26 protein-coding genes are annotated in these 26721 nt (G+C 32.2%); 19 read left to right on the plus strand and 7 right to left on the minus strand.

Annotated features, from left to right (window positions below; genetic code table 11):
* Positions 1–77 precede the first annotated feature (77 nt).
* Together BD847_RS08065 and rpiB are read left to right on the plus strand one after the other, a co-directional pair.
* Positions 78–311, plus strand: a complete 234-nt coding sequence (locus tag BD847_RS08065; protein ID WP_115887781.1) for a putative signal transducing protein — start codon at positions 78–80, stop codon at positions 309–311.
* Positions 312–1091: 780 nt separating this feature from the next.
* The gene (gene rpiB / locus BD847_RS08070; protein WP_091490132.1) at positions 1092–1523 is read left to right on the plus strand and encodes a ribose 5-phosphate isomerase B; all 432 of its coding nucleotides are present in this window, start codon (positions 1092–1094) and stop codon (positions 1521–1523) included.
* 143 nt (positions 1524–1666) lie between these two features.
* On the opposite strand, the gene BD847_RS08075 is transcribed toward rpiB, so the two are convergent.
* Positions 1667–1942, minus strand: coding sequence for a DUF1294 domain-containing protein (locus tag BD847_RS08075; protein ID WP_317125303.1), 276 nt, complete (start codon positions 1940–1942; stop codon positions 1667–1669).
* 110 nt (positions 1943–2052) lie between these two features.
* Here BD847_RS08075 and BD847_RS08080 point away from each other — a divergent pair, with 110 nt between their 5' ends.
* The gene (locus tag BD847_RS08080; RefSeq protein WP_115887782.1) at positions 2053–4176 is read left to right on the plus strand and encodes a Tex family protein; all 2124 of its coding nucleotides are present in this window, start codon (positions 2053–2055) and stop codon (positions 4174–4176) included.
* A gap of 237 nt (positions 4177–4413) precedes the next feature.
* Here BD847_RS08080 and BD847_RS08085 read toward each other — a convergent pair whose 3' ends face one another.
* A complete protein-coding gene (locus BD847_RS08085; protein WP_115887783.1) occupies positions 4414–4593 on the minus strand; it encodes a Sec-independent protein translocase subunit TatA/TatB in 180 nt (59 codons plus the stop codon).
* 210 nt (positions 4594–4803) lie between these two features.
* Between BD847_RS08085 and BD847_RS08090 the strand changes: the two genes are divergently transcribed.
* From BD847_RS08090 to BD847_RS08130, 9 genes are all read left to right on the plus strand, one after another.
* Positions 4804–5304 (plus strand): peptidase, encoded by a 501-nt coding sequence (locus BD847_RS08090; protein WP_115887784.1) that lies wholly within the window; start codon positions 4804–4806, stop codon positions 5302–5304.
* 11 nt (positions 5305–5315) lie between these two features.
* Positions 5316–6800, plus strand: coding sequence for a GH3 auxin-responsive promoter family protein (locus tag BD847_RS08095; protein ID WP_115887785.1), 1485 nt, complete (start codon positions 5316–5318; stop codon positions 6798–6800).
* A gap of 70 nt (positions 6801–6870) precedes the next feature.
* Positions 6871–7479, plus strand: a complete 609-nt coding sequence (locus BD847_RS08100; RefSeq protein ID WP_115887786.1) for a transposase — start codon at positions 6871–6873, stop codon at positions 7477–7479.
* Between the two features lie 77 nt (positions 7480–7556).
* On the plus strand, positions 7557–9236 hold the full coding sequence (locus BD847_RS08105; RefSeq protein WP_115887787.1) for a DUF6909 family protein: 1680 nt from the start codon (positions 7557–7559) through the stop codon (positions 9234–9236).
* A gap of 8 nt (positions 9237–9244) precedes the next feature.
* On the plus strand, positions 9245–10222 hold the full coding sequence (locus BD847_RS08110) for a hypothetical protein (protein WP_115887788.1): 978 nt from the start codon (positions 9245–9247) through the stop codon (positions 10220–10222).
* Between the two features lie 6 nt (positions 10223–10228).
* Positions 10229–11533, plus strand: a complete 1305-nt coding sequence (locus BD847_RS08115; RefSeq protein ID WP_115887789.1) for an oligosaccharide flippase family protein — start codon at positions 10229–10231, stop codon at positions 11531–11533.
* A 6-nt stretch (positions 11534–11539) separates the two neighbouring features.
* A complete protein-coding gene (locus BD847_RS08120) occupies positions 11540–12640 on the plus strand; it encodes a glycosyltransferase (RefSeq protein ID WP_115887790.1) in 1101 nt (366 codons plus the stop codon).
* Complete coding sequence (locus BD847_RS08125) at positions 12630–13688, plus strand: hypothetical protein (RefSeq protein WP_115887791.1); 1059 nt, start codon at positions 12630–12632, stop codon at positions 13686–13688. The genes BD847_RS08120 and BD847_RS08125 overlap by 11 nt, the downstream gene beginning before the upstream one ends.
* Positions 13689–13725: 37 nt before the next feature.
* The gene (locus tag BD847_RS08130; protein WP_244201572.1) at positions 13726–14964 is read left to right on the plus strand and encodes an O-antigen ligase family protein; all 1239 of its coding nucleotides are present in this window, start codon (positions 13726–13728) and stop codon (positions 14962–14964) included.
* Here BD847_RS08130 and BD847_RS08135 read toward each other — a convergent pair.
* Positions 14933–16009, minus strand: a complete 1077-nt coding sequence (locus BD847_RS08135; protein ID WP_115887793.1) for a glycosyltransferase — start codon at positions 16007–16009, stop codon at positions 14933–14935. The genes BD847_RS08130 and BD847_RS08135 overlap by 32 nt on opposite strands.
* A gap of 167 nt (positions 16010–16176) precedes the next feature.
* On the opposite strand from BD847_RS08135, the gene BD847_RS08140 reads away from it, so the two are divergent.
* From BD847_RS08140 to BD847_RS08150, 3 genes are read left to right on the plus strand one after another with little or no spacing between them, the layout of a single operon-like run.
* Positions 16177–17160, plus strand: a complete 984-nt coding sequence (locus BD847_RS08140; RefSeq protein WP_115887794.1) for a UDP-glucuronic acid decarboxylase family protein — start codon at positions 16177–16179, stop codon at positions 17158–17160.
* Positions 17161–17188: 28 nt separating this feature from the next.
* Complete coding sequence (locus BD847_RS08145) at positions 17189–18556, plus strand: undecaprenyl-phosphate glucose phosphotransferase (RefSeq protein WP_115887795.1); 1368 nt, start codon at positions 17189–17191, stop codon at positions 18554–18556.
* On the plus strand, positions 18556–19323 hold the full coding sequence (locus tag BD847_RS08150) for a glycosyltransferase family 2 protein (protein WP_115887796.1): 768 nt from the start codon (positions 18556–18558) through the stop codon (positions 19321–19323). Before BD847_RS08145 ends, BD847_RS08150 begins: the two co-directional genes overlap by 1 nt.
* Positions 19324–19609: 286 nt before the next feature.
* On the opposite strand, the gene BD847_RS08155 is transcribed toward BD847_RS08150, so the two are convergent.
* Together BD847_RS08155 and BD847_RS08160 are read right to left on the minus strand one after the other, a co-directional pair.
* Positions 19610–20131 (minus strand): ORF6N domain-containing protein, encoded by a 522-nt coding sequence (locus BD847_RS08155; protein WP_115887797.1) that lies wholly within the window; start codon positions 20129–20131, stop codon positions 19610–19612.
* 42 nt (positions 20132–20173) lie between these two features.
* Positions 20174–21484, minus strand: coding sequence for a phenylacetate--CoA ligase family protein (locus tag BD847_RS08160; protein WP_115887798.1), 1311 nt, complete (start codon positions 21482–21484; stop codon positions 20174–20176).
* Between the two features lie 135 nt (positions 21485–21619).
* Between BD847_RS08160 and purD the strand changes: the two genes are divergently transcribed.
* The gene (gene purD, locus BD847_RS08165) at positions 21620–22894 is read left to right on the plus strand and encodes a phosphoribosylamine--glycine ligase (RefSeq protein ID WP_115887799.1); all 1275 of its coding nucleotides are present in this window, start codon (positions 21620–21622) and stop codon (positions 22892–22894) included.
* A 39-nt stretch (positions 22895–22933) separates the two neighbouring features.
* Here the strand turns inward: purD and BD847_RS08170 are convergent, their stop codons facing one another.
* Complete coding sequence (locus BD847_RS08170; protein ID WP_041519835.1) at positions 22934–23164, minus strand: DUF6341 family protein; 231 nt, start codon at positions 23162–23164, stop codon at positions 22934–22936.
* A 142-nt stretch (positions 23165–23306) separates the two neighbouring features.
* On the opposite strand from BD847_RS08170, the gene BD847_RS08175 reads away from it, so the two are divergent.
* Positions 23307–24236, plus strand: a complete 930-nt coding sequence (locus BD847_RS08175; protein WP_115887800.1) for a DUF6427 family protein — start codon at positions 23307–23309, stop codon at positions 24234–24236.
* Here BD847_RS08175 and upp read toward each other — a convergent pair.
* Positions 24231–24884: a uracil phosphoribosyltransferase gene (upp, locus tag BD847_RS08180; RefSeq protein WP_115887801.1), complete on the minus strand. Its 654-nt coding sequence runs from the start codon at positions 24882–24884 to the stop codon at positions 24231–24233. The two genes, BD847_RS08175 and upp, sit on opposite strands and share 6 nt — an antisense overlap.
* Before the next feature lie 110 nt (positions 24885–24994).
* Between upp and BD847_RS08185 the strand changes: the two genes are divergently transcribed.
* Both BD847_RS08185 and BD847_RS08190 read left to right on the plus strand, forming a co-directional pair.
* Entirely contained in the window at positions 24995–25600 is a 606-nt protein-coding gene (locus BD847_RS08185; RefSeq protein ID WP_115887802.1) for a DUF4254 domain-containing protein, read from the plus strand.
* A 40-nt stretch (positions 25601–25640) separates the two neighbouring features.
* A complete protein-coding gene (locus BD847_RS08190; protein WP_115888341.1) occupies positions 25641–26648 on the plus strand; it encodes a glycosyltransferase family 9 protein in 1008 nt (335 codons plus the stop codon).
* Positions 26649–26721 lie beyond the last annotated feature (73 nt).

Consider the following 26721-nt stretch of genomic DNA (forward strand, 5'->3'; position numbering starts at 1 on the left):
TAAGATATCAGAATATAGATTTTAAAAATTAGAATTATTAAAAATATAACTTTTCGTACATTTACAAAAAGACGTTTATGGAAAGCTTTAAAACCATCGCAATATTCAATTATCAACACGAAACTGTTGTACTGAAACACTTGCTCGAGCAAGAAGAAATCCCTTATTTTTTCGAAAACGAAATGACACTTTCAGTTGCGCCAATGTATTCAGCAGCGCTGGGAGGCATCCGTCTTAAAATTCATCCGGACGATTTCGAAGAAGTTCAGCAAATTCTGGACAATCTAAATAATCCTCTCAAAATCGTTTAAAACGTTTCTTTTTTTCAAATTCAAAAATTTTTTTCCTTTTCAACTTTTTTAGTTTTCAACATATATTAAATACAACAAAAAAGATTTTTAAAAATTTAAAAAAATTTGTTGGTTATTATAGTGTGTTAATATGTCGAATAAATTTATTTTTAAAAGTATTGAAATGAAGTTTCTCTTAGTTATATTGAGTTATCAACATAGTTATTTTGAGTTAAAAGTTTAATTTTTAAGACTTTTTGTATTTTAATTAACAATGGTTAACAACCAAAAATGAATTCATTTTGTAGATAAGTTCACATGTTGATATTTGTTGAAAATGGCATTTTTGATATTGATAACTTTTCCAAAAATTCACGAAACTTTTCTTGCATATTTCATTCCGGTTTTGGATTAGGTTTTTTTTCGATACAACCAAAAAAAACTTCTAATTTTCTTTTCGAACTTATTAACAAATAATGTTAACTTAAAGTTAATTGAATATCAACGAATTACGAATCGCTATCAACACTTCAAAATTTTAACAAAAACATTGTTTATTATTTATTGATTATGAGTGACTTATAGAGTTATTAAAATTGTTAATAACTGATAAGGTTTTGACAGTGAAATAGTTGTAAAATGAAGTGTTTTTGCCACGAATTGCACGAATGTACACGAATTTATATTGGAATGTTTATATAGTATTCAAAAAGAAAAAAATTTGTGAAAATTGGCGCAATTCGTGGCGAACATCTATTTATTAAGTAAATTTGCGGTACACAACTTAATAGTATAGAAAAAATGAAAATTTCAATAGGAAACGACCACGCAGGACCAGAATATAAAAAGGCAATTGTTGCAATGCTTGAAGCAAAAGGATACGAAGTGACGAACTACGGAACAGATACAGATGCTTCTGTAGATTATCCTGATTTTGGACATCCAGTTGCAAATGATGTATCTGAAGGAAAAGCTGATTTTGGAATCGTAATCTGCGGAAGCGGTAACGGAATTGCAATGACTGTTAATAAACACCCGAAAGTGAGAGCTGGCTTATGCTGGACTAAAGAAATTGCTTATTTAACGCGTTTACATAACGATGCTAATATTGTGAGTATTCCAGCGCGTTTTACTTCTATTCATCAAGCTGTTGAAATTGTTGAAACGTTCTTGGAAACTGCTTTTGAAGGTGGAAGACACCAAAATAGAGTTAATAAGATTGCTTGTTCATAAAACGTAAAAAAAATCGGGTGCTTCGCACCAATAAAGAATAAACACACCGGGCGAATTTTAAAAATTCATCCGGTTTTTTATTTAAAATATTTAAAATCAACTAATTGTAAAGTATATTTTTAGGTTATCAACATTGTTAATATCTATATTTTGTCTGTTAAATAGAGATAAACTAAAACAACTTGAAGTAAAAAAATAAGAGAGAATTTGACAATAAATGAAGTTTTGCTCGTTTTATGTCTGAAGAAAAACATTGCTGTTAATAAAGCTGGAGTTCCTCCGATGAATTGGAGAAAGAATAATGTGTTTTCAGGAATTCTTCGTTTATTTTTTCGAGCTTGATGTTTATCATATCCGGCAAGAATAAAAACGACGATATTTATAAATAAAAAATAGAGTAAAAAAATTTCCATTGGCATAATATTCAAAACAAAGATATTATTTTAGCCGAATCGTTAGTGATTTTTCTTGTATGTTTTAACAAGTAAATTATACTAATTTATAATTAAGAATTTATTTCATTAAAAGTATGACTAATATTCAATTCATTGCCAAGTCTGTTCAGGCACCGGCAGTAAGTATTCAAAACACAGTAAAATTATTAGAGGAAGATTGTACGATTCCGTTTATTTCTCGTTACCGAAAAGACAGTACGGGAAATCTTGATGAAACTGTAATTGAGCTGATTGCAAAATTGCAAAAAGATTATGATACACTTATAAAGCGTAAAGAAGCAGTTCTTAAATCTATTGAGGAACAAAAAGCGCTTACGCCAGAATTGAAGAAAAAAATTGAAGAAAGTTTTGATTTACAGGAAATTGAAGATTTTTACCTTCCATACAAAAAGAAGAAAAAAACAAAAGCCGATGTTGCGCGTGAATTTGGTTTAGAACCTTTAGCAAAATTGATTATCTCAGAAAGCGATGTTGATATTGATTTCCTTTCTACACAATATATAAATGATAATGTAATTAATGAAGAAGCGGCAATTCAGGGCGCAAGAGATATTGTAGCGGAGTGGATCAACGAAAACATTTATGTTCGTAAACAACTTCGTAGATTATATCAGCGAAAAGCAACTATTGGAACTAAAGTCGTAAAAAAGAAAGCGGAGGAAGAAGGCGCACAAAAATTTAGTCAATATTTTGATTGGGAAGAACCTTTGACAAAAGCGCCGGCGCACCGTTTATTGGCAATGCTTCGTGCAGAAAATGAAGGTTTTATTAAAATGAAAATTGATGTTGATATTGATGACGCTTACGATGTTATTGACGAAATCATCATTAAAAAACAAAATAATACAACTGCTCATTTGCAATTAGCGATTGAGGATAGTTACAAACGTTTATTGAATCCGGCAATTGGAAATGAAACGTTACAAGAAGCAAAAGCAAAAGCCGATGCGAATTCCATTCAGGTTTTTGCTAATAATTTAGGTCAGCTTTTATTGGCTCCGCCTTTGGGAGAAAAACGAATTTTAGCAATCGACCCAGGATTTAGAAGTGGTTGTAAAGTAGTTTGTCTGGACGAAAAAGGCGATTTATTGTACAACGAAACGATTTATCCGCATGCGCCTCAAAATGAGGAATCAATGGCGATTAAGAAAATCCGTTCAATGGTAAATGCCTATCAAATTGATGCGATTTCGATTGGAAACGGAACGGCTTCAAGAGAAACCGAATTTTTCATTAAAAAAATCGCATTCGACAAACCGGTACAAGTTTTTATTGTTTCTGAGGCTGGAGCTTCGGTTTATTCGGCTTCGAAAATTGCGAGAGAAGAATTTCCTAATTACGATGTAACGGTTCGAGGTTCGGTTTCTATCGGGCGACGACTTTCAGATCCTTTGGCCGAATTGGTAAAAATCGATCCAAAAGCAATTGGAGTTGGACAATATCAGCACGATGTTGATCAAACCAAATTAAAAGAGGAATTAGATAGCACGGTAATTCGTTGCGTAAACTCAGTTGGAATTAATATCAACACGGCAAGTAAACATTTACTAAGTTATGTGAGTGGAATAGGAGAGAAGCTGGCCGAAAACATTGTACAATATCGTTCTGAAAACGGACCTTTTGAAGACAGAAAGCAGTTGAAAAAAGTGCCACGTTTGGGTGATAAAGCGTATCAACAAGGCGCAGCGTTTATCAGAATTACAAATGCTAAAAATCCGTTGGATAATTCGGCGGTGCATCCGGAAGCTTATCCGGTTGTTGAAAAGATGGCGAAAGATTTGAATATTTCTTTAAATGAATTAATTGCCAACAAAGAGAAAACAGCACTTATTAAGCCCGAAAAATATGTTACACCTGAAATTGGTTTACTTACGCTAAAAGACATCATAAAAGAGCTTGAAAAGCCTGGATTAGATCCAAGAAAATCGGCTAAGGTTTTTGAATTTGATGCGAATGTAAAATCAATCAAAGATTTGAAAACCGGAATGATTTTGCCAGGAATTGTAAATAACATTACCAACTTTGGCTGTTTTGTTGATATCGGAATCAAGGAAAGTGGTTTGGTTCACATTTCGCAATTGAAAGCTGGTTTTGTTAGTGACGTAAACGAAGTGGTAAAATTACATCAACATGTTGATGTTAAAGTAACTGAGGTTGATGAAGATAGAAAGAGAATTCAGCTGACGATGGTTTTGTAAAAATTCCAATTTTTAAATTTCGAAAGTCCGAACTTCCACAATCTTGTCATTTCGAAGAATGAGAAATCTTCGCAAGTAACTCCGCAATGAAAAACGCCAATCTATGTAGAGCTACTCGCGAAGATTTCTCATTCTTCGAAATGACAAAATTATCCTTAAAGTTTTTATTTATAAGAAAAAACAAAAAAATCCCAGACTACAATTTGTAATCTGGGATTTTTAATACGTTCGAATTTCTTATTTCGTTTCGTCTTCTTCTTTTTTAGAAGCCGCAGGTTGATCGTCTTTAGCAGCGTTTTTGAATTCTTTAATTCCGCTTCCTAAACCTTTCATTAATTCTGGAATTTTTTTACCTCCAAAAAGTAATATCACAATACCTACTATAACAAGGATTTCTGTAAGACCTAATCTTCCCATGATTGTATATTTAATGCCGAAGCAAATTGATTTTCGTTTTCACCGCAAAGGTATATAGAAATATACGTACAACAAGAGTTTTTGGATTAAAATATTTGTTCCTTACTGCGTTAAATATTTTATAAAATAATAAAATTACATTATTTGCCGTTTTTTCTCCACCGCCATCAATACTATTAATTGCTATATTTGCTCATATAATCATCTAAAATGACTAAGAAAAAATTTGATTTCAGAAAAAAATTATTCATTAAAAATCGATTGGTAATTTTGAATGAAAATACTTTTGAAGAGATTTTTTCATTTAGGCTGACTTTAATGAATGTTTTTGTAATGTTTACTCTGGGGGGAATTTTCCTCATTTTAGTAACTACTTTTATCATTGCTTTTACTCCACTGCGTGAGTTTATTCCGGGATATTCATCCTCACAATTAAAAAGAAACGCAACAGAATTAGCAATTAAATCTGATTCTCTCGAAAGAGTTTTAAAACAAAATGAAGCTTATTTAAGAGGAGTTCAGAAAGTTTTGAAAGGCGAATTGGAATATGCAAAATTCAATAAAGACTCTATTTTGGCTGATGTTGATGAACCTTCTGAAGTTAATATGAAAGCCACTGAAGAAGAAATTAAATTAAGAGAGGAAGTGGCTAAAATGGAGAAGGAACAAAACGGAAAAACACAAAATAAAAAGAAAAGTGACAAAAAATAATACCATAAACAATGTCTATTAAATCTGTAGCAGCAAAATTATTTGCAAGCAAAATATACTATAAAACTAAGGCTTGGGCCAATAAACCTGTCGAAACGCAACAAAACGTTTTCAGGAGTTTAATAAATGGTGCCAAAGAAACGCAGTTTGGCATTGATCATCATTTTGATAAAATAAAAACAGTTCACGACTTTAAAAAACGTGTTCCAATTCGTGATTACGAAGATTTAAAACCTTATATCGATAAGGTAAGAATGGGTGAGAAAGATATTCTTTGGAAAGGAAAACCGTTATATTTTGCTAAAACTTCAGGAACAACTTCGGGCGCAAAATACATTCCGCTGACAAAGGAATCGATGCCCTATCATATTGAAGCTTCGCGAAATGCGATTCTGCATTACATTTACGAAACAGGAAATGCTGATTTTGTTGACGGAAAAATGATTTTCCTCCAAGGAAGTCCAATTTTAGTCGAAAAATACGGAATCAAATTTGGTAGATTATCCGGAATTGGAGCGCATTTCGTTCCAAAATACCTTCAAAAAAACCGAATGCCTTCTTGGGAAACCAATTGTATCGAAGATTGGGACACTAAAGTAAATGCAATCGTCGAGGAAACTATTGAGCAAAATATGACGATTATTTCGGGAATTCCGTCTTGGGTTCAAATGTATTTTGAGCGTTTACAGGAAAAAAGTGGTGGAAAAAAAATTGGCGACTTATTCAAAAATTTCAATTTGTTTATTTACGGAGGCGTTAATTACGAGCCGTATCGTGCCAAGTTTGAAAATATGATTGGCCGAAAAGTAGACAGTATTGAATTGTTTCCGGCTTCTGAAGGCTTTTTTGCCTATCAGGATTCTCAAAAAGCAAAAGGAATGCTGTTGTTGTTGAATTCCGGAATTTTCTACGAATTCATTAAAGCCGATGAATTTTTTACCGAAAATCCAAAAAGCTACACCATTGGAGAAGTAGAATTAGGCATAAATTATGCGTTAATAGTTTCGACAAATGCTGGTTTATGGCGTTATAATATTGGTGATACGGTTCAGTTTACTTCTTTGGCTCCATATCGAGTTATAGTTTCTGGTCGAATCAAACATTATATTTCGGCTTTTGGAGAGCATGTTATTGCCAATGAAGTCGAAAATGCGATGAAACAGGCTACAGCCGGAACCAATATTGTGATAAACGAATTTACTGTTGCGCCTCAAATTACGCCGTCAAGCGGATTACCATATCACGAATGGCTTGTAGAATTTGAAAAAGAACCAGATAATATGCAGGCTTTCGCCGAAGCAATAGACGATTCGATGCGAAAACAAAATATTTATTACGACGATTTAATCACAGGAAACGTATTACAGAAAGTAGTTGTAACCAAAGTTTCGAAAAATGGATTTCAGGAATACATGAAATCACAAGGAAAATTGGGTGGTCAGAATAAAATTCCGAGATTGTCGAATGATAGAAAGATTGCAGATAATTTAAAGTAGGAAAATATTTATATTTGTAAGTTAATGCCTCTTTTTTAGTGAATAAAAAAGATAGAAGCATTAAGTTATTATGAATAAAGAAAAATTTCAAAATAAATATCGCATTTCTTCAATAAGAGCGCAATGGTGGGATTATGGATGGAACGGTGCTTATTTTATAACCATTTGTACACAAGACAGAAAACATTATTTTGGAGAAATTCAAAATAATAAAATGATTTTGTCAGCGGCTGGTATTATTGCTGATCTATTGTGGCATCAAATTCCAACACATCATAAAAACGTTGAATTGGGTGATTTTGTCGTCATGCCAAATCATATTCACGGAATTTTGATTATTGATAAAAAATCGAATAATATTGATTTGGATTTCGCAAATGACGCCAATATTGTACAGACAGGGCATGCCCTGTCTCAACACGCCCTGTCTCTACAAAATCCTGGATCGCAACGGTTTCAAAATATTGGAAAAAACACCATTTCGTCAATTGTTGGATCCTATAAATCTGCCGTAACCAAACATGCCAACAGATTAGGATATCCACATCAATGGCAAAAATTATTTTACGACAATATCATTAGAAACAATAATGACTATCAAAGAATTTCTGATTATATTGTTTCAAATCCGGAAAATTGGACAAAGGATAAATTTAAAACAGAGAATAAATCAAAATGATTTTAAAAAAAAATGATATTGTAGATACAAGCCATGCCTTGTATTTGTTTAAATTTGAGTTTACAAAATAGAATAGCATGAAAGAAACCAAACATATATCAAGATCAAGAGCGCAGGAATCATCTGCAGCTATTGAAAAAATGTACATAACAATGCGCCATTTATTCAACCGTGGTTTTTATAAACCAATGGGAGTTTCCGGCGATAGTTTAAGAGAATCATTATTAGCATTACGCCCGGAAATTTACGGAAATATTGCTGAGGAAAAAGTAGAATTAAACGGACTTTTGTACGTTATAGAGCGTCTTCCAATAGGAATTGAACAATGTAGATTCATCAATTTAACTTCAGATGAAGGATATTCAAAATCGCATTTTCAGCCAATTGTTCCTCCAAAAAGAAGAAGAAATTGTTACCGAATCGACGAAGAACAAATGAATGTTGAAATCACGCGCGGACGTTCGGACATTTATGATATTCTGACGCATTTGACTTTCATTTTCATCGAATCGCACAAAATAAAAAATAGAGTTTTGATTGATGACGGCGGAGAAGTTTCGCGTGATTGGTTAAAATTAGAACAAGCCGTTACGCAGACAAAAAAGCTTTCGCAGATTGAAAAAGAAAAAGCAATTTCGCATGTTGCTAATATTTTAGCGAGAACATTTGAAGAAGTTTTGGATATTTACGACGCTTTCGGTTCCGAAAATGCGCCAGATCGTTTTCTGCACGTAATTTATTGGTTAGGAAAATTAGCGATCGAAGAAATTGTTGAAAATAATAAACGAACCATTACATTCAGTCCGGTTTTGCGCGAGCGTTTAGGACATCATATTCACGGAGAAATCTGGGCAACAAATATCAAGGAAGTTTTAAAGGCAAACGATCTTTTAAAACGTCCAATTCACGTGATTAGTGCGAACATGCACAGTGTAATGAATTCGATTTTTGCAACGCCGCTATTAACTTCTAAATATAAAGGAAAAAGTGATTTTCATATTTATGAAGAATTAAGTAGTTCGGGTTCAAAAGAAATCAGAAGTCAGGTTGAAGAATTGGCTTTTAAAAACGGAATGATTTCTTTACCAGATACTTCAGGAACAAATATTGACGTTCAGATTTTTGATACTGCTAAAATAGATTGGTCAAAAACAGCATTTTCAAACGCAAATGTAGGCGAAGAAAAACCAGTTATTATCGTAATGGATTATGCTTTTGGAGAACAGGCGTATGAAACAATCGACGAACTTTTAAAACCATTTAAAAAAGAAACTTTACTAAATGTAAAATCGGTTTCGATTATGGGGAAAGCGGGAATTTTGGAAGGCGGAAAAGGAGATATCATGATTCCTTCGGCACATATTAATGAAGGAACTGCGGATAATTATTTCTTTGAAAATGAATTAACCGGTGATATGTTCAGAGGAAATGACATCGATGTTTATGAAGGCGCAATGGTTACCGTTCTTGGGACTTCGTTACAAAACAGAGATTTGTTGAAGTTTTTCCACGAATCGACCTGGGGTGTAATTGGCCTTGAAATGGAAGGTTCATATTATCAAAAAGCGATTCAGTCGGCATCAAAAATTAGAAAAAGTGTGCCGCACGATATTAAAGTTCGTTATGCGTATTATGCTTCGGATAATCCACTTGAAACCGGAAGTACACTGGCTTCAGGCGGATTAGGAACAACTGGTGTAAAACCAACTTATTTGATTACCATTAAAATTTTGGAACAAATTTTCAACGTAAAATAAAGCAATACATGAGTACAAAAGTACCCCAAAATACAGATCAGGAAATAGACATTTTTCAGCTTTCTAAAAGCATCGGTAATTTTTTTGATCGCGTGAACAGAAATATTTTCAGAGGGATTCAGTTTTTTGTCAAAAACTGGATTGCTGTTCTTATTTTGGTTGTACTTGGAATTGCACTCGGATTTTATTTGGATTCTAGCAAAAAATCGTATCAGAATCAAATTGTTGTAACACCAAATTTTGAAAGTGTCGATTATTTATACGCCAAAATCGATTTGATTCAGTCTAAAATTGCTTCCGGCGATATTGATTTTACAAATAAGGTTTTTGGAACTTCAGGACGAAATGCAATTAAAAAAATTGAAATTAAACCCGTTCCTGATGTTTATAAATTTATCGAAGACAAAGAGCAAAACTTTGAACTGATTAAACTAATGGCTGAGGTAGGCGAAGTGAAAAAGGTTCTGGAAGATAATATTACCAGTAAAAACTATACTTTTCATACCATTACGTTTACTTCAAACGAAGAAATCAGCGAAAAAGAAGTTGTGGAACCGCTGTTAAATTATCTAAATAAGTCTGCTTATTTTGATGCTATTCAAAAAATTGGATATAAAAATCTGGAAAACGAAATTGCTCAAAACGATACCATTATTGCACAGATTAATCATGTTTTAAATGGTCTTTCTGGAAATTCAAAAAGCGATAAATTGATTTATAATAATGAAAATCTGCAACTAAACGATATTATAAAAACCAAACAAAAACTGATTTCAGAGCAAGGAAAAAACAGATTCAGATTGATTAGTTTTAACAAAACGATTAAAGAAATCAATTCGACTATTAATATAAATGAAAACAAAACAGTGAACGGAAACTTTAAAATCTGGCTGCCAATTTTCTTTATTTTTATTTTTGTTTTGATTAGCATGTTTCTTAAATTTTACCGTAAACAGCTTGCTCTTTCAAAGGCAAGTCAACTTTAAAAACAATTGAAAAGCAGCGTCATTTTTGAAAAAATTTCTCAAAGTCAATTTTTAAAACAAATTTTCAGCACTTTGTTTTTAAGGGTTTTCGGAGCTCTTTTATTGTTTGGGTTCACCATATTTTTGACCAAATCGTACAGTCCGAAACTTGTCGGGCAATATGATTTTGTTCGTTCTTTTTTTTTATCCATAGGGAGTATTTGCATGTTGGGTTTTGATCAGTCCATTCTCTATTTTAAAGGTCAACTGGCTAGTAAAAATGCACTTGAAGAATTAAAAAAAATATATCTTAAAATGGTTGCAATGCTATTCTGTACTTCGGTTCTGGCATTGCTTATCATTTCAGTTATCAGTAAGGAAATAATCAACAATTACTTTGCAGATTCATCGGTTTATTTAATTCTTTTAAAAGGCGCGGCAACCTTATTTTTTTACGGAATTTCGACTTTAAACACCGAAATTTTCAGAGCGCTTGATAAATTATATGTAGCAGAGTTATTTCGAAATATTGTAAAATATATTCCGTTAATAATAGGAGCGGTTGCCTTATTTTACTGGCATAAAGAAAATTATTTGGTCGATGTTTTTCTGCTTGGTTTTGTCTTTTTGGCTATTCTGAGCTCGTTTTTTGTCTTTATTTATTTTAGAAAAATAAAAGTGACAAAAGCTATAGAAAGCATTTCAAAGAAAGAGGTTTTTTTGAAATCATATCCGATAGCAATCAGCGGAATGGCTTTATTCTTACTGATGAGTTTCGACATTATGTTTTTAAAGAAATACAGAAATGATGAAACAGTAGCGTTTTACTCAGTTGGAGTAAAAGTTATGACGATTATTTCGATCATAATTTTATCAATAAACATTACGGTTTCAACAAAAATCGCTGAGCATTTTGCAAGTTACGACAAAGAACAACTCTCAAGGATTTTAAGAAATAGTGCAAGATCGATTTGCGTCATTACTTTGCCCGTTGTACTTTTAATTAGTCTGTTTTCAGAACAAGTTTTATCTTGTTTTGGACATCAATATGTTGCGGCAAAAGAAGCTTTTTTGATTTTAATAATAGGACAGGGAATTTGCTCTATGTTTGGCGCTGCACCGGTTTATTTGAATATGACTGGCAGACAACATGTTTTTCAAATTATTTTAATTATCGCGGTGATGATTAATTTTGTTTTAAACCGATTTTTAATTCCGGTTTACGGAATGACAGGCGCTGCAATTGCATTTGTTTCCAGCTCTTGTTTCTGGAATTTTGTTGTTGCCGTTTTCATTTATAAAAAAGATAGAATAAAAGTCTTTTTTCATTAATTTAAAATGAAAGTACTTCACGTCATAAATAGTTTAGAAACCGGAGGAGCAGAGAAGCTGCTTTTAGATACGATTCCGCTTTATAATGAAAGAGGAATTCAGGCCGATTTATTACTACTTAATGGAGAAGAATTCCCTTTTTTAAAGGATTTAAAGGCAATGAATTGCTGTAAAATCTATTCGATAGGTTCAAAGGCTTACAATCCGCTGCATGTTTTTAGACTAATTCCTTTTTTATGGAAATATGATATTGCGCACGTTCATTTGTTTCCTTCGCAATATTGGATTGTTCTAGCCAAGATCTTTTCTTTTTCAAAAATTAAAATAGTTGTAACTGAACATAGCACAACAAATCCACGCATCGATAATTTCTTTTTAAGTTTCTTAGACCGATTTATTTATAAATTTTATGCTAAAGTGGTTTGCATTTCAGATGAAGTATATCAAATTCGGAAGAAGCATTTAAGAAATCCAAAATCTCAACTGGTTGTAATTGAGAACGGAGTTAAACTTCAAAATATTTACAATGCCAAACCATATGAAAGAAAAATAATTTCAGAATCATTTCAGGATCAGGATGTTTTATTAATACAAATTGCTAGTTTTAATAAACATAAAGACCCGAAAACGGTGATAAAAGCAATGCAATATTTACCGGAGAATTATAAAATAATTTTTGTTGGAAATGGCCCTTTCAGAGAAAATTGCGAAAGTCTGGCAAACGAACTTAAGGTTGCAGAACGCATTTATTTTTTAGGAAGCCGAACCGATGTACCACAACTTTTAAAAACCGCAGACATTTCTATTTTGAGCACAAAAGGAGAAGGATTAAGTTTGACAGCTATTGAAAGTATGGCTTCTGAAAAACCATTTATAGCGGCAAACGTTTCAGGAATGGATATCGTTAAAGGAGCTGGTATTTTGTTCGAAAAAGGAAATGCCGAAGAATTGGCTTTTTATATTAAGAAGTTAATAAATGAAAAAGATTTTTATGAAACTACGGTAAATGCCTGTAAAGCAAGATCAAAAGAATTCGATATTGATTTTATGATCGATAAACATGTACTTTTATATCAGGGAATAGTAAAAACTAAAAATGAAAATTAAAAAAAACATAGCAACATTTCTTCTACTTGCAATGGCCAATTTGGTCATTGGATTTGTGTCTTTTTTTATTTTGCCTCCAAAGTTTTTTTATGACGCCGCAACTATTGCTTACGATAAAGGAAACGAAATAGGTTATTTAGGAAGTTATCCGCTTACAATTCTGTTTTATAAAATTACGGGTTTGCGTTATTTGCCTTTTCCGGTGGTTGGACTTATACAATTTCCGATTTTAATGTATGTTTTGTATAAGATTGGTATTCCTGAAAACTTTGAAAAAATCAATGTTAAAAACATTTTGATCTACATGGGAATTTTTATGATTGCCATTTTTATATCCATGCCATCCAAAGAATTCCTAACTTTTTTATACGTTGTCCCAATTGTTTTTATGTGCAAAAATGAAGAGGTTTCGTTAAAAAAAGCAATTATTATAACTGTTCTGATGTTGTTGTTTTTTGGAGCGGTTTATCGTCCGTATTATGCTTTTATTCCTATTATTGGAGGCGGAATGTATGCTGTTAGTTTAATAAGCTTTAAAAACAAAACCATAAAAACGATTTTTTATGGGCTTTTGATTGCTGTTTTTTTGTCTTTCAGTCATGGTGTCATAAAAGGGAAATATCTTTCTGAAATTAGCCGAAATGTAGTAAATGATAAACGTATGGGATCTTCTGATGCCAATTCGATTATTATTTCGCCCGTAAAAACAGATACTTGGTACGGAGAAGCAATTGGTATTTTCTACGGTTTTTTTACGGTGAATGTTCCTGTAAACGGACTAAAACATATATTTTCTCCTCAGATTATAGTTTTTATAATTTGGCAACTTTTGTTGTTTTATATTTTGCTGGTGCGTTTTTCGAAATGTTTAAAAGATCGGATTCGGTATTCTAAAGAACTTTTGGTTTTGCTGGTTATTTTTTCATTTTTTATCGTGCAGGGAATGTTTGAACCGGATCTAGGAACTGCTGTGAGACATAAAATCGGGATTTTTCCTTTAATTTATTTTGCCTTATACTATGAGTCTTTCCGAAAAGAACTTCAATAGAATTTTTCACATTTTCTTGTGTCTGATAGCAATTACAATGATTTTCAGGAAACCTTGTACGTTGCTGATCATTTTATTTGGTGTTTTTAATTTGATTTTTGTTCGAAAATTAAAATTTGACAAAACAGCTTTTATTTTAATGGCGTGTATTGCTTCGCCGCTTTTATTGGAAATTTTGTTTTTTTGGAATAATGATTCATCGGCAAAAGGACTAAAAGCGCTAGAAAAAAACATTTCCTTATTACTTTTTCCGATTTTTATTATTGGAAATTATCAGCGTGTACGATTTTTTAAATTATTACAAACGTATGCTGCCATCACTACAGTTGTAATGTTATTTTTCTTTGTCAGATTTATTGTTGTTTATCCTGAATTACTACAGAAATATTTAAGCGGAATCGATTTATTCGAAATGGGATATAAATTTTCTGAAACGCTCAATATTCATGCTCCGGCTTTAAATATGCATTTGGCTTTTGTATCGGTTTGTGCACTTTATGCTGTTTTTTATAGCTTTACAAACAACGAAAAATTTGGTTTAAAAGCAGTTTGGCTTTTGGCTTTTTTATTGTCATTCTTTTTTGTGCTTTTTGTAAATACCAGAATGGCGTTGGCAAATGCGTTGGCAGGATTTTTAATTGTGATATTTTTTGAAATCAGTGCTAGAATCAATGTCAAAAAAATGATTTTAGCAAGTACAATTATCTTGATTTTATTGGGCGGAACTTTGTTTTTCTTCGTCCAGAAAAATCCATACATGAAAGAAAAATATACAACAACAACTTTTGCATACATGGATAAAGTTGGGAAATTGGACGAAATAGATCATCCTGAATATACCGTTTTTAATTCCTTCGTAACTCGTGTTTCAGTTTGGAAATCGGCTTGGGAATTGTCATTGCAACATCTTCCTTTTGGCGTTGGTGCTTCAGATAGCAAACCGGAATTAAATAAATATTTTGCAGAAACAAATCAAAAATTTTTGGCAAAATATGAATTCCCGACGCACAATCAATTTTTGGATTTTTTACTAAAGTTTGGAATCTTGGGCCCGATGGTGGTTTTGCTTTATATTTCCGCGATTGGATATTTAGGATATAAGCTCAAAAACGCTGTGATTTTGGCTTTTTTCCTTATTTTCTTTACATCCAATTTAACGGATGATTTTTTGCTCCGCTTTGACGGAATTGCCTTCAGTGGTTTTTGGTTTTCGGTTTTTGGCAGTTATTGGCTTCAGCAGAAAATCATTCTTGATAAAGCGTTAAAAGCTGTTTAAAATTCAGATTTTTATCGAATAATTCCTGACATCTTTTGAATGCTTTTTCTCCAAAAATCATTCTGTTTTCTGGATTTTTCAGAGTTTCAAAATAAGCATCTAATTCATTTATATCATCAAAAAGAAATCCGGTTTTATTTGGAAGAACAACATCTTTGTTACCCACAATATTAGTTGCAACAACAGGTTTTTCCAAAACCATTGCTTCAAGAACAGCAATTGGAAGACCTTCCCAAATGGAGGTTTGAAGATAAATATCAATTGTGTTCAAAGTTGTTAAAACAGTTTTTTGATCTAGAATCCAACCTGTAATCTGAATGTTTGGTGCAGTAATTAAATGCCCCAATTCGCCATCTCCAATCCAGATAAAATTGAAGTTCGGAAAGCGAAAAGCAATTTCATTAAATAATTCAGGATTTCTTGCCGCAGTAATTCTTCCCAAAATTCCGATCGTTAATTTTTCATTTTGATGAGGTTGAAAATAGAGGCGTATTGCTACTATATCAACGCCATTTCTATTAAGTTTTGATGGACCGATTGTTTTTGCAATTTCAAACTCGGTATCTCCGCATGCAATAGTTGTTCCTCCAAAAACCTGTTGAAAACTCTTTTCAATAGTAAAATAGAGGTTTTGCGTTGCTTTTGAAATATCAGTTCTTAAAAAAGAATAACCATGAGGCGTATAAAAAACTTTTCTTTTTTTGAATAGAGCAAAAACAGCAATTCGTCCTAGAACGCCGGCTTTTGAAGAATGTAAATGAACAATATCCGGATCGATTTCCTGGAGCTGTTTTCTTAATTTATAAAGCGATTTTAAATCCTGAAACGGAGCAATTTCGCGAACCATTTCGATATGAATTAATTTTACATTAGGAGAAAATTCAGCTTGTACTTTTGCAGGATTTACGCCATTTCTATGGCCGCTATACAGGATTGTAGTGTCAACAGTTTTGCGTATTTCTTCACTTCCAAAGAACCACGAAAGATCTTTAAAATAAGTATAAACGCCGCCTTCTAAGGCTTCAACAACATGTACAACTTTCAAAACAGATAAAATTTAGTTTCGTAAATGTAAAATAAACCGATTAATATTTGAATTAAAAAACAAATCTCTCTTTTACTTAAAGTTTTTAGTCATTTTAAAGGCAGGATATTTTATTACATTTGTGGATATTTGCAGAGATTACAAAAACAAGGGATCAAAAAATCATTATGAAAAGAATACTTATTACCGGAGCGGCGGGTTTTTTAGGATCACATTTGTGCGATCGATTTATCAAAGAAGGCTATTATGTCATCGGAATGGATAATTTGATAACAGGCGACCTTAAAAACATTGAACACTTATTCAAACTAGAACATTTTGAATTTTATCATCACGATATCACCAAATTTGTTCATGTTCCTGGTGATTTAGATTATATTTTGCACTTCGCTTCGCCTGCAAGCCCAATCGATTATTTAAAAATCCCGATTCAAACTTTAAAAGTAGGATCACTAGGAACGCATAATTTATTAGGATTGGCAAGGGTTAAGAAAGCGAGAATTCTTATAGCATCAACTTCTGAAGTTTATGGAGATCCTTTGGTGCATCCGCAAACGGAAGAATATTACGGAAACGTAAACACAATTGGACCGCGCGGCGTTTATGATGAAGCCAAACGTTTTCAAGAATCTATAACAATGGCCTATCATACGTTTCACGGTGTAGAAACCAGAATCGTGCGTATTTTTAATACATACGGACCTAGAATGCGATTAAATGACGGTCGTGTAATTCCTGCGTTTATAGGTCAGGCTTTGCGCGGAGAAGATTTAACCATTTTTGGAGACGGAATGCAGACGCGTTCTTTCTGTTATGTTGATGATCAGGTCGAAGGAATTTATAGATTATTGCATTCTGATTATGTGTATCCGGTAAATATTGGAAATCCGGACGAAATTACCATTAAAGATTTCGCAGAAGAAATCATAAAGCTAACAGGGACCAACCAAAAAGTTGTGTATCATCCGTTGCCAATAAATGATCCGTTACAGCGTCAGCCAGATACTACCAAAGCGAAAGAATTGTTAGGTTGGGAAGCAAAAGTAAGTCGTTCTGAAGGAATGAAAATCACGTATGATTATTTTAGATCACTTTCTAAAGAAGAACTTTCTAAAGAAGAGCACAAAGACTTTTCAAGTTATATAAAATAAGACTGTTCACACAGTATATTAAAGAATTATGACCGCGTCTCAAATAGGAAGATACTCAAAGTATATCAGGCCAATTAGTATTTTAATCGACCTGACAATCATTGCAGTAATGGGTTTTTATTTGTTTTCAAATCATGTTTCAAATGTGCTTTTTTTTATTTTGTATCAATATATTGGCTGGTTTTTTATAGCATACAGTATAAAATTTTATGCTATTTATCGGTTTACGCCGCCTGTAGAAATTGCGTCTAAAATCTTTAAACAAGGAATATTGTTTTTATTGGTTGTAATTGCGTTTTTCCCGTTTTCAAGACAAGCTGTGTTTAGTGAATTTACAATTGCGACCTTTATTTCATTGGTACTTTTGTTGGTCACTATTTTTAAGTTTTCCCTTTTTTTCTATTTAAAAGAATACAGAATCCTAACAGGAAGTAATTATAGAAATGCTGTTATTGTTGGTTTTACACCCGAAGCAATTCGTCTAAAAGATCTTTTTGAAACCCGAAAAGATTATGGATATCGTTTTCTGGGATTTTTTTCGGATAAAAAAACAAGTCCAAATAATACAGGAAGTCTTTCGGAAATTAAAACGTTTGTAATTGAAAATAAAGTAGATGAAATCTATTGTTCTTTAAATGAAGTATCAGATAATTATTTGAAAGATTTGATCGATTTTGCAGATGAAAATAATAAAACGATAAAGTTTATTCCCGACACAAAAGAGATTTTTTCTAAAAATCTTAAAATAGATTATTACGATTTTTTTCCGGTGCTTTCGCTAAAGCAAACCATGCTGAATGAACCTGCTGTGAAATTTTTCAAACGAACATTTGATATTGTTTTTTCTTTATTAGTAATCATATTTATATTGTCGTGGTTGTGCCCGCTTTTAGCTATTTTGATTAAAATAGAATCAAAAGGGCCTGTTTTTTTTAAGCAGGGAAGACCCGGAATGGATGAAAATGAATTTGTTTGTTATAAATTTCGCTCCATGCAAATTAATAAAACAACAGAAAAAGAAGCCTCAAAAGACGATCCGCGTGTTACCGCTCTTGGAAGATTTATGAGAAAAACCAGTATCGACGAATTGCCACAATTCCTGAATGTTTTACTTGGAGATATGTCTGTTGTTGGTCCGAGGCCGCATCTTTGGATTCAAAATAAAGAATACGGAAATAAAGTAAAAAAATACATGATACGCCATTGTGTTAAGCCAGGTATTACCGGTTTAGCACAGGTAAGCGGTTTTAGAGGAGAAATTACCGTAGAAAGAGATATGATAAACAGAATAAAATTTGATGTTTTTTATATCGAAAACTGGTCACTGATGTTGGATTTGAAAATAATTTTTCAAACGGTTGTAAATATTTTTAAAGGAGACCAAAAAGCTTATTAATGAACGACTTAGTATCTATTTTAATTCCGACATATAATACTGAAAAGTTTATTAGAGCAACTTTGCAATCGGTTCAAAATCAAACGTATTCCAATTGGGAAATGATTTTGGTTGATGATGCATCAAAAGATCAAACGGTTGCTATAATTGAAGAATTTGCCCAAAACGATAACCGAATCAAATTATTCAAATTAAAAAAAAATTCAGGAAACGGTTTCGCCCGAAATATAGCTTTAGAAAAAGCTTCCGGAAAATACATCGCGTATTTAGATGCTGACGATTTATGGTTTCCTGAGAAATTGGAGAAACAAATTCGATTTTTAAAAACAAAAAATCTGCCGTTCACTTTTAGTTTCTACGATTGTATCGATGAAGATGGAAATGATTTAAATAGAAGAGTTGAATCACCAAATCCATTGACTTATAATCAATTGTTTTTCTGCAATTATGTAGGGAATTTAACTGCCATTTACGATGCAGAGTTTTTCGGAAAAATTAAATTAGAATCTTCTCAAAAAAGACAAGATTGGAGATTATGGCTTACGATTTTAAAACAAATAAAAACGGCAGAAGCAATTCCGGAATCGTTAGCATTTTACAGAATTAGAAAAGATTCTATTTCGTCATCAAAATTCAAATTGATCAAACACAATTTTGGAGTTTATCGAGAATTTCACGGATATAATTTCGTTTTTTCTGTTTTGTTGATGATGAGGTTTTTGTTTACTCAGTTGATAATCAAACCAATATATATAAAGAAGATTTAAAATTCAACTTGATGTCAAAAATTGCGACTTCAAGTTTCAAGGTCGCAATTTGCGACCTTGAAGAATTTAGTTTAGAATTGGAGGTCGCAATTTGCGATCTCCAATTTTTTTTAATACTACGTTTCGATTTCTAAGGTCGCAATTTGCGACCTTAAAGAATTTCACTTAGAATTGGAGATCACAATTTGTGACTTCCAATTTTTTCAAACCGATATATAAATGATAAACTTGATGTCACAATTTGTGACATCAAGTTTCTAAGGTCACAATTTGTGACCTTAAAGAATTATTTTTTATAGCCAATCTTCACTCTTTCAGATTCATTTTCTTTTTTCTCAGTCAATTCATCTAAATAAGAAAAAACCAATTCAATATTTTTATCGTGATTTTCTAACTTCTTCTGGATCTGAAGTATATCAACTTTAATTTCGGTTGTATCAAGAAGCATTTGTCTCACTTTCGTGAAAATTCTCATAATTTGAATATTGGTTTGAATGGCTTTGTCGCTTTTTAGAACGCTTGAAAGCATTAGTACACCATGTTCTGTGAAAACAGAAGGTAGTTTTCGAATTCCTCCCCAACTTGATATCACAAATTGTGATTTCAAGTTTACAAATTCACTTTGGGATAATTCAAACATGAAATCTTCCGGAAATCTCGAAATGTTTCTTTTTACTGCTTGTTTTAAAACTCGTGTTTCAATTTCATAGAGCTCTGCTAAATCAATGTCAAGCATCACTTTTTGACCACGAATAAAATATATTTTATTTGAAATTGTTTCTTCAGAAAGTAAAGATTGATCTTCCATAAGTTTTTAATTAGAAAAACAAATGTAAGATTTTATTTATATTTATAAATAAGATTTAAACTGTTTTAGTTTCCCGCGATTGGTTCTTTCTAAAACTGCTTTTCGAGTAAAAGTGAAGTTTAAATTGGGTTCTAAATATAAATCGATGGCTTCTTTTATTTTTTTAATTTGTTCTGAAACCAGTTCTTTTTCAGCTACATATTCAATTTCGAAAGTATCAATTTTGGTTTGTTTGATGATAAATTCTTTTACATTTCCATCATCTTCGATAATGCTTTTGGTTACATAATAAAACGTCAAACCTGGCGATTTTTTTCCGCTTGGAAGAATTGCAACGTCGTTGGTTCTTCCAATTAATTTTTTAAGAATTGGTTTTTGAGAAGTGCTTTTTTCATCCAAAATTCCAATGTCGCCAATTTCATATCTGATAAAAGGATTTGCTTTATTGAAAAGTGAAGTAATCACAATTTTTCCTTCTTCCCCGTAAGGGAGAACTTTATTATTTTCATCTAAAATTTCTACAAAAAGAGTTTCAGCATTTATTTGCCAATCGCCTTGAGGGTTTTCAAAAGCAATTAAATCCAATTCTGAAGCGCCGTATTCGCTGATTATTGGAATACCAAATTGTTTTTCCAGCAGTTTTTTATCCGATTCAAAAAGCATTTCCGATGTAACAAAACAAGCTTTTAAAGTCGGGCAAATTTCTTTTAAAATGATATTTTTCTGTTCCAAAAATTTAGCAAAAAGGACAATTGAACTTGTATAACCGTTGATATAGTCGAATTTTTTTGTTCTGAATTTTTTTAGAAATTTTTCTAAAATATCATCAGATAAATCAAAAACAGGAAAACGAAAACGGTGCGTTAAAAAATCTTTGAAACGTTCTTTTTGATATCCAACAAAATCCATTGGAATACCGTAAAAACGCGCTTGATAAGAACGATTAAAATCAATCCCAAACCAGCCAAATCGCATAATATTGGAAGCCCAGGTTAAAGCGTGCGAATATTTATCTTTACCAAAAACAAAAGGAGTTCCGCTTGATCCGGACGTTTTGTTGAGGTAAATATTTTTTTTAGGATAACCTTTTGAAAGCCTTTCTTCGAGAGGTTTTTGAAGATTTTGTTTGTTTAAAATGGGTAAATCTTGCCAATTTTCAGCAGTTGTATTTCCGGCTAATTCGGCATAAAAAGAATTGTTTTTAAGATGAAAATCAACAATTTCCTTCTTTTTACTTTCGAGAAACAAATGATATTCTTCTTCAGAAAAATGAACAATTTTGTCCAATTCGGCTTTGGCTTTCTTTATCGGAAAACCATTTAATTGAAGTGAAATATCAAAAAGACGAATCATTTTTCGGAATAATTTTAGTCAAAAATAATGTTTACGAATTACTAACAGGTCAGAACCAACAATTTTTTGAAGATTTAATTATTTTTTCCGTGCAAAAGCAAGTATTTTTGCACCACAACTAAATACAACAACACCATGACAATTTTATTATTGGGATCAGGCGGAAGAGAGCATGCTTTTGCTTGGAAAATGACTCAGAGTCCGCTTTGCGAAAAACTTTTTGTAGTACCTGGAAATGCAGGAACTGCTGCAATTGCAGAAAATGTAGCAATATCTGCGACAGATTTTGAAGCTGTAAAAGCATTAGTGCTTAAAGAAAATATAAGTTTAGTAGTCGTAGGACCAGAAGATCCGTTGGTAAAAGGTATTTATGATTATTTCAAAAACGACGAAAGTTTAAAAAACATCCCGGTTATTGGGCCATCTAAATTAGGTGCACAATTAGAAGGAAGTAAAGAATTTGCAAAAGAATTCTTGATGAAACATAACATTCCAACTGCAGCTTATGATAGTTTTACTGCTGAAACAGTTGAAAAAGGATGTGAGTTTCTAGAAACACTACAACCTCCATACGTTTTAAAAGCAGACGGATTAGCAGCTGGAAAAGGAGTTTTGATTATTCAGGATCTTGAAGAAGCAAAAACTGAACTTAGAAACATGTTGGTTCATGCTAAATTTGGAACAGCAAGTGCAAAAGTTGTTATTGAAGAATTTTTGGACGGAATCGAATTAAGCTGTTTCGTTTTAACTGATGGAAAAAGTTATAAAATTCTTCCAACGGCAAAAGATTACAAAAGAATTGGTGAAGGTGATACAGGATTAAATACAGGCGGAATGGGAGCAGTTTCTCCAGTTCCTTACGTTGATGCTGTTTTGATGGAAAAAATCGAAACTCGTATTGTAAAACCAACAATCGAAGGTTTTCAGAAAGACGGAATTGAATATAAAGGTTTTGTATTCATTGGTTTGATTAATGTGAAAAACGAACCAATCGTTATTGAATACAACGTAAGAATGGGAGATCCTGAAACTGAAGTTGTAGTTCCGAGATTAAAATCAGATTTAGTTGAATTGTTCTTGTCTGTTGCAGATCAAAAACTAGGAGATTTCAATTTAGAAGTTGATCCAAGAAGCGCAACAACTGTTATGGTGGTTTCTGGCGGATATCCTGAAGATTTCGAAAAAGGAAAAGTAATTTCTGGATTAGAAAATGTTACTGATTCTATAGTTTTTCACGCAGGAACAAAATTAGATGGCGAAAATGTCGTTACTAATGGAGGACGTGTAATTGCTGTGACATCTTACGGAGATAATTTCCAGGAGGCCATAAAAAAATCTTACCAAAACATAGATAAACTAAGCTTTGATAAGATGTATTTTAGAAAAGATATCGGATTCGATCTAATATAAAAATGAATTTCTAACCCTTTTCGAAGGGTTAGATACTTTTTATTTTAAGAAAGAGTGAGCCGTTGTATCTTGGTTTTCTGTTCCAGCGTCATCAAAAATGCGTAATTGTTTAATCCAATAAACGATTGCACATGCACAGATGATCATAAAAATCCAGTTGATAGTGTTTGCACCAAACCAAGTAATTAGTTCTAAATGACGTAAAAAGTCAAGAGGAGCAAACAAAATGTTAACGAATAAGTATTGTATTCCTTCAAAAAAAGCTGTCATAATTTTTTAAAATTATATGTTATTTATTGTTGTGTAATGCTTTGAAGATAAAATTTGATTAATCAAATCTTTTTTCAACTTGTTCGGTTTTTCATTTTAAACAAGTATTATCTTTACAATCACAAAAGTATAAAATATCCTTATGATAACAAGTGTTTTTAAAAAATCTACGCCATTAAATTATTCTTTGGTCGTAATTTTAATACTGGTTTTCTTTTTTCTGTTTCAAATTCAGGATCCATCCTGGATTACAAATTATTTTTTGGCCTTTCAAAAAATAAGTTTGTTGTGTTTTGTTTTAGCATCTTTTTTCCTGATTAATTTTATCGCAAAAAAGAACGGACTCAGCAAAGACAACGGATACACGATTTTTTTCTACTTGTTGTTTATTTTATTTTTCCCGACAATATTTAACGATTCAAATGTTATTTATGCCAATTTTTTTCTGTTGCTGGCGCTTCGCAGGCTTATTTCTCTGCAGTCATTAAAAGCATCTAAAGAAAAAATATTTGATGCATCTTTTTGGATTTTAGTAGCTTCTTTATTTCAATTTTGGTGTATTTTGTTCCTGGTTTTGGTTTTTATCTCCATTGTTTTTCACGTTTCGCGCGATTATAGAAACTGGGTTTTACCTTTTATTGCCCTTTTAGCGGTTGCTTTGATTTTTTTATTAGTCTCACTAATTTTTCATTTTGATGCTATCGAATTTTTTGAAAAAAGAGCCGTAATTGATTTAAGTATTGATTATTTTAAAAACAATTACGAAAATGGCGCACTTTCAATTTACGTTGCTGTAGCCTTATTTTTTGTAGTTTCGATATTAACAACTTTATCAAACAGACCACAAATAGTACATACATCGTATAAAAAAGTAGTGGCTTGTTTTTTTATAGCCGCTTTTGTTTTTATTCTTTCGCCAAATAAGAGCAATGATTTATTACTTTTCAGCATTACACCATTGGCTATTATGGCTTCAAGTCATGTCGAATATGTACAGCAAAAACTGAACAACGAAATTGTCTTTTATGTACTTATTTGCTGTAGTTTATTTACTTATTTTTCTCAATTATAATTTACTTCCATAGGCAAGATCACCTGCATCTCCGAGTCCGGGAATAATATAATTTTTCTCATTTAGTTTTTCGTCTAAGGCGGCGATCCACAAATGACAATTTTCTGGTAAGTGCTTTTCAAGATGAGCAACTCCTTCCGGTGCAGCGATTACTACTACAATATGAAATTCTGCCGGAGAAGCATTTTGAAGCAATTTTTCGTGAACAGCAACAATCGATTGACCTGTCGCCAACATTGGATCAAGAAGTAAAACCGTTTTATTATTTAAGTTAGAAATCGCCTGATATTCAACTAAAATTTCAAACTCATCATCATTATTTGGATGATATCTACAGGCCGAAACAAAACTGTTTTCGGCATGATCAAAATAATTTAGAAAACCATTATGAAGCGGCAATCCCGCTCTTAAAATGGGACAAAGAACCAAATCGGTTTCAATTTCGGTTGTTTTTTTGATGCCAAGTGGTGTCTGAATTTCTACCGTTTTATAAGGTAAAATTTTGCTCAGTTCATACGCCATAATTTCGCCGATACGCTCAATATTTCTTCGAAAGCGCATACTGTCATTTTGCACATTTACATTTCTAATTTGACCAAGAAAGTGATTTAGAACGCTGTTGTTTTCGGATATATAATGAATTTTCATAGCGAAGATTTAATTTATTAACAAAGAAAAGTTTTAAAACGAAAAATAATTGCTTTTTTTCTCCGTATAAAAGTATAAAAAGTATCTTTGTAACTCTAATAATTAAAGACATGTTTTCAAAATTAGCATATTCAGTTTTCGAACAAAGTATCAAGGATTATCATCAATTTGATAATGTTGATCAGCCAATAAATAATCCTTACCCAAAGGATAAATTCGAGCATTTATTATATCTAAAAAACTGGATTGACACTGTTCAATGGCATTTTGAAGATATTATTCGTGATCCGCAAATTGATCCGGTTGCAGCATTAACTTTAAAAAGAAGAATCGATGCTTCTAATCAGGAAAGAACGGATATGGTTGAATATATTGATAGTTACTTTTTGCAAAAATACAGTCATATAAAAGCAAAAGATGGAGCAAAAATCAATTCTGAAAGTCCAGCTTGGGCATTTGACAGATTATCGATTTTGGCTTTAAAAATTTATCACATGCACGAAGAAGCTACACGTGCTGAGGCTTCACAAGAACACAGAGATAAATGTCAGGAAAAACTAAATATTCTTTTAGAACAAAGAACAGATTTATCTACAGCAATTGAAGAGTTATTGACCGATATCGAAAATGGTGATAAATTCATGAAAGTGTACAAACAAATGAAAATGTACAACGACGATGATTTGAACCCGGTTTTATATCAAAATAAAAAATAATTTGGCCGACTTGTCTACCAAAATTAAACACATAGCCGTCATGAGACTATCCGCAATGGGAGATGTCGCCATGACGGTTCCTGTTTTACGAGCGTTTGTAAAACAGTATCCTGATGTTAAACTGACCGTAATTTCGCGACCATTTTTTAAGCCTTTTTTTGAAGGAATTCCAAATCTTGAATTTTTTGCTTTTGATGAAAAAGAAAGACACAAAGGTTTTCCAGGACTTTTAAGATTGTTTAAAGATTTAAAACAGCTTGAAATTGATGCATTTGCAGATCTTCATAATGTTTTGCGATCTAAAGTTGTGAGTTTGCTTTTCGCTTTAAGCGGAAAAAAAAGAGCCACGGTTGATAAAGGCCGAGAAGGAAAGAAAGAATTAACCCGCGCCGAAAACAAGATTTTCAAACAATTGCCAACCATGTTTGAAAGACATGCAAAAGTGTTTGAAGAATTGGGTTTCCCTCTGAATTTATCCCAACCGGAATTTCCTAAAAAAGCAGTTTTAAGTGCCGAAATTACCGATTTAGTTGGTGAAAATTACCAAAAATTAATCGGAATCGCGCCTTTTGCTCAGTATGATTCTAAGGTTTATCCTTTGGATTTAATGAAAGAGGTAATTTCGAAATTGGCAGAAAATAAAGAATATACTATTCTGCTTTTTGGAGGCGGAAAAAAGGAAATCGAAATTTTAGATTCACTTTCTGAGCCTTTTAAAAATGTAATAAACGTAGCTGGTAAAATTAAGTTTCAACAGGAATTAAAACTAATTAGCAATCTGGATATAATGCTTTCCATGGACTCTGGAAACGCACATATTGCTGCAATGTTAGGAGTAAAAGTAATTACGCTTTGGGGCGCGACACACCCATACGCGGGATTTTTACCATTTAATCAGAGTTTAGAAAACGCTTTAACTTCTGACCGAAATAAATATCCAAAACTGCCAACATCAGTTTACGGAAATAAAATCGTTGAAGGTTACGAAGATGCCATGCGAACGATTTCTCCAAAGAAAATATTTAATACTATTCAGTCTCAGTTATAGTAGAAAATCCAAAAAATAAAAATTCCAAATTCCAATAGTAAAGTTGGAATTTGGAATTTTTTAATTGGAATTT

The sequence above is a fragment of the Flavobacterium cutihirudinis genome, from assembly GCF_003385895.1.
Lineage (GTDB): Bacteria > Bacteroidota > Bacteroidia > Flavobacteriales > Flavobacteriaceae > Flavobacterium > Flavobacterium cutihirudinis.

Coding starts and splice junctions, on each gene's coding strand:
- BD847_RS08065 (WP_115887781.1), top strand. CDS start 78: ATGGAAAGCTTTAAAACCATCGCAATATTCAATTATCAACACGAAACT.
- rpiB (WP_091490132.1), top strand. CDS start 1,092: ATGAAAATTTCAATAGGAAACGACCACGCAGGACCAGAATATAAAAAG.
- BD847_RS08075 (WP_317125303.1), bottom strand. CDS start 1,942: ATGCCAATGGAAATTTTTTTACTCTATTTTTTATTTATAAATATCGTC.
- BD847_RS08080 (WP_115887782.1), top strand. CDS start 2,053: ATGACTAATATTCAATTCATTGCCAAGTCTGTTCAGGCACCGGCAGTA.
- BD847_RS08085 (WP_115887783.1), bottom strand. CDS start 4,593: ATGGGAAGATTAGGTCTTACAGAAATCCTTGTTATAGTAGGTATTGTG.
- BD847_RS08090 (WP_115887784.1), top strand. CDS start 4,804: ATGACTAAGAAAAAATTTGATTTCAGAAAAAAATTATTCATTAAAAAT.
- BD847_RS08095 (WP_115887785.1), top strand. CDS start 5,316: ATGTCTATTAAATCTGTAGCAGCAAAATTATTTGCAAGCAAAATATAC.
- BD847_RS08100 (WP_115887786.1), top strand. CDS start 6,871: ATGAATAAAGAAAAATTTCAAAATAAATATCGCATTTCTTCAATAAGA.
- BD847_RS08105 (WP_115887787.1), top strand. CDS start 7,557: ATGAAAGAAACCAAACATATATCAAGATCAAGAGCGCAGGAATCATCT.
- BD847_RS08110 (WP_115887788.1), top strand. CDS start 9,245: ATGAGTACAAAAGTACCCCAAAATACAGATCAGGAAATAGACATTTTT.
- BD847_RS08120 (WP_115887790.1), top strand. CDS start 11,540: ATGAAAGTACTTCACGTCATAAATAGTTTAGAAACCGGAGGAGCAGAG.
- BD847_RS08125 (WP_115887791.1), top strand. CDS start 12,630: ATGAAAATTAAAAAAAACATAGCAACATTTCTTCTACTTGCAATGGCC.
- BD847_RS08130 (WP_244201572.1), top strand. CDS start 13,726: ATGATTTTCAGGAAACCTTGTACGTTGCTGATCATTTTATTTGGTGTT.
- BD847_RS08140 (WP_115887794.1), top strand. CDS start 16,177: ATGAAAAGAATACTTATTACCGGAGCGGCGGGTTTTTTAGGATCACAT.
- BD847_RS08145 (WP_115887795.1), top strand. CDS start 17,189: ATGACCGCGTCTCAAATAGGAAGATACTCAAAGTATATCAGGCCAATT.
- BD847_RS08150 (WP_115887796.1), top strand. CDS start 18,556: ATGAACGACTTAGTATCTATTTTAATTCCGACATATAATACTGAAAAG.
- BD847_RS08155 (WP_115887797.1), bottom strand. CDS start 20,131: ATGGAAGATCAATCTTTACTTTCTGAAGAAACAATTTCAAATAAAATA.
- BD847_RS08160 (WP_115887798.1), bottom strand. CDS start 21,484: ATGATTCGTCTTTTTGATATTTCACTTCAATTAAATGGTTTTCCGATA.
- purD (WP_115887799.1), top strand. CDS start 21,620: ATGACAATTTTATTATTGGGATCAGGCGGAAGAGAGCATGCTTTTGCT.
- BD847_RS08170 (WP_041519835.1), bottom strand. CDS start 23,164: ATGACAGCTTTTTTTGAAGGAATACAATACTTATTCGTTAACATTTTG.
- BD847_RS08175 (WP_115887800.1), top strand. CDS start 23,307: ATGATAACAAGTGTTTTTAAAAAATCTACGCCATTAAATTATTCTTTG.
- upp (WP_115887801.1), bottom strand. CDS start 24,884: ATGAAAATTCATTATATATCCGAAAACAACAGCGTTCTAAATCACTTT.
- BD847_RS08185 (WP_115887802.1), top strand. CDS start 24,995: ATGTTTTCAAAATTAGCATATTCAGTTTTCGAACAAAGTATCAAGGAT.
- BD847_RS08190 (WP_115888341.1), top strand. CDS start 25,641: ATGAGACTATCCGCAATGGGAGATGTCGCCATGACGGTTCCTGTTTTA.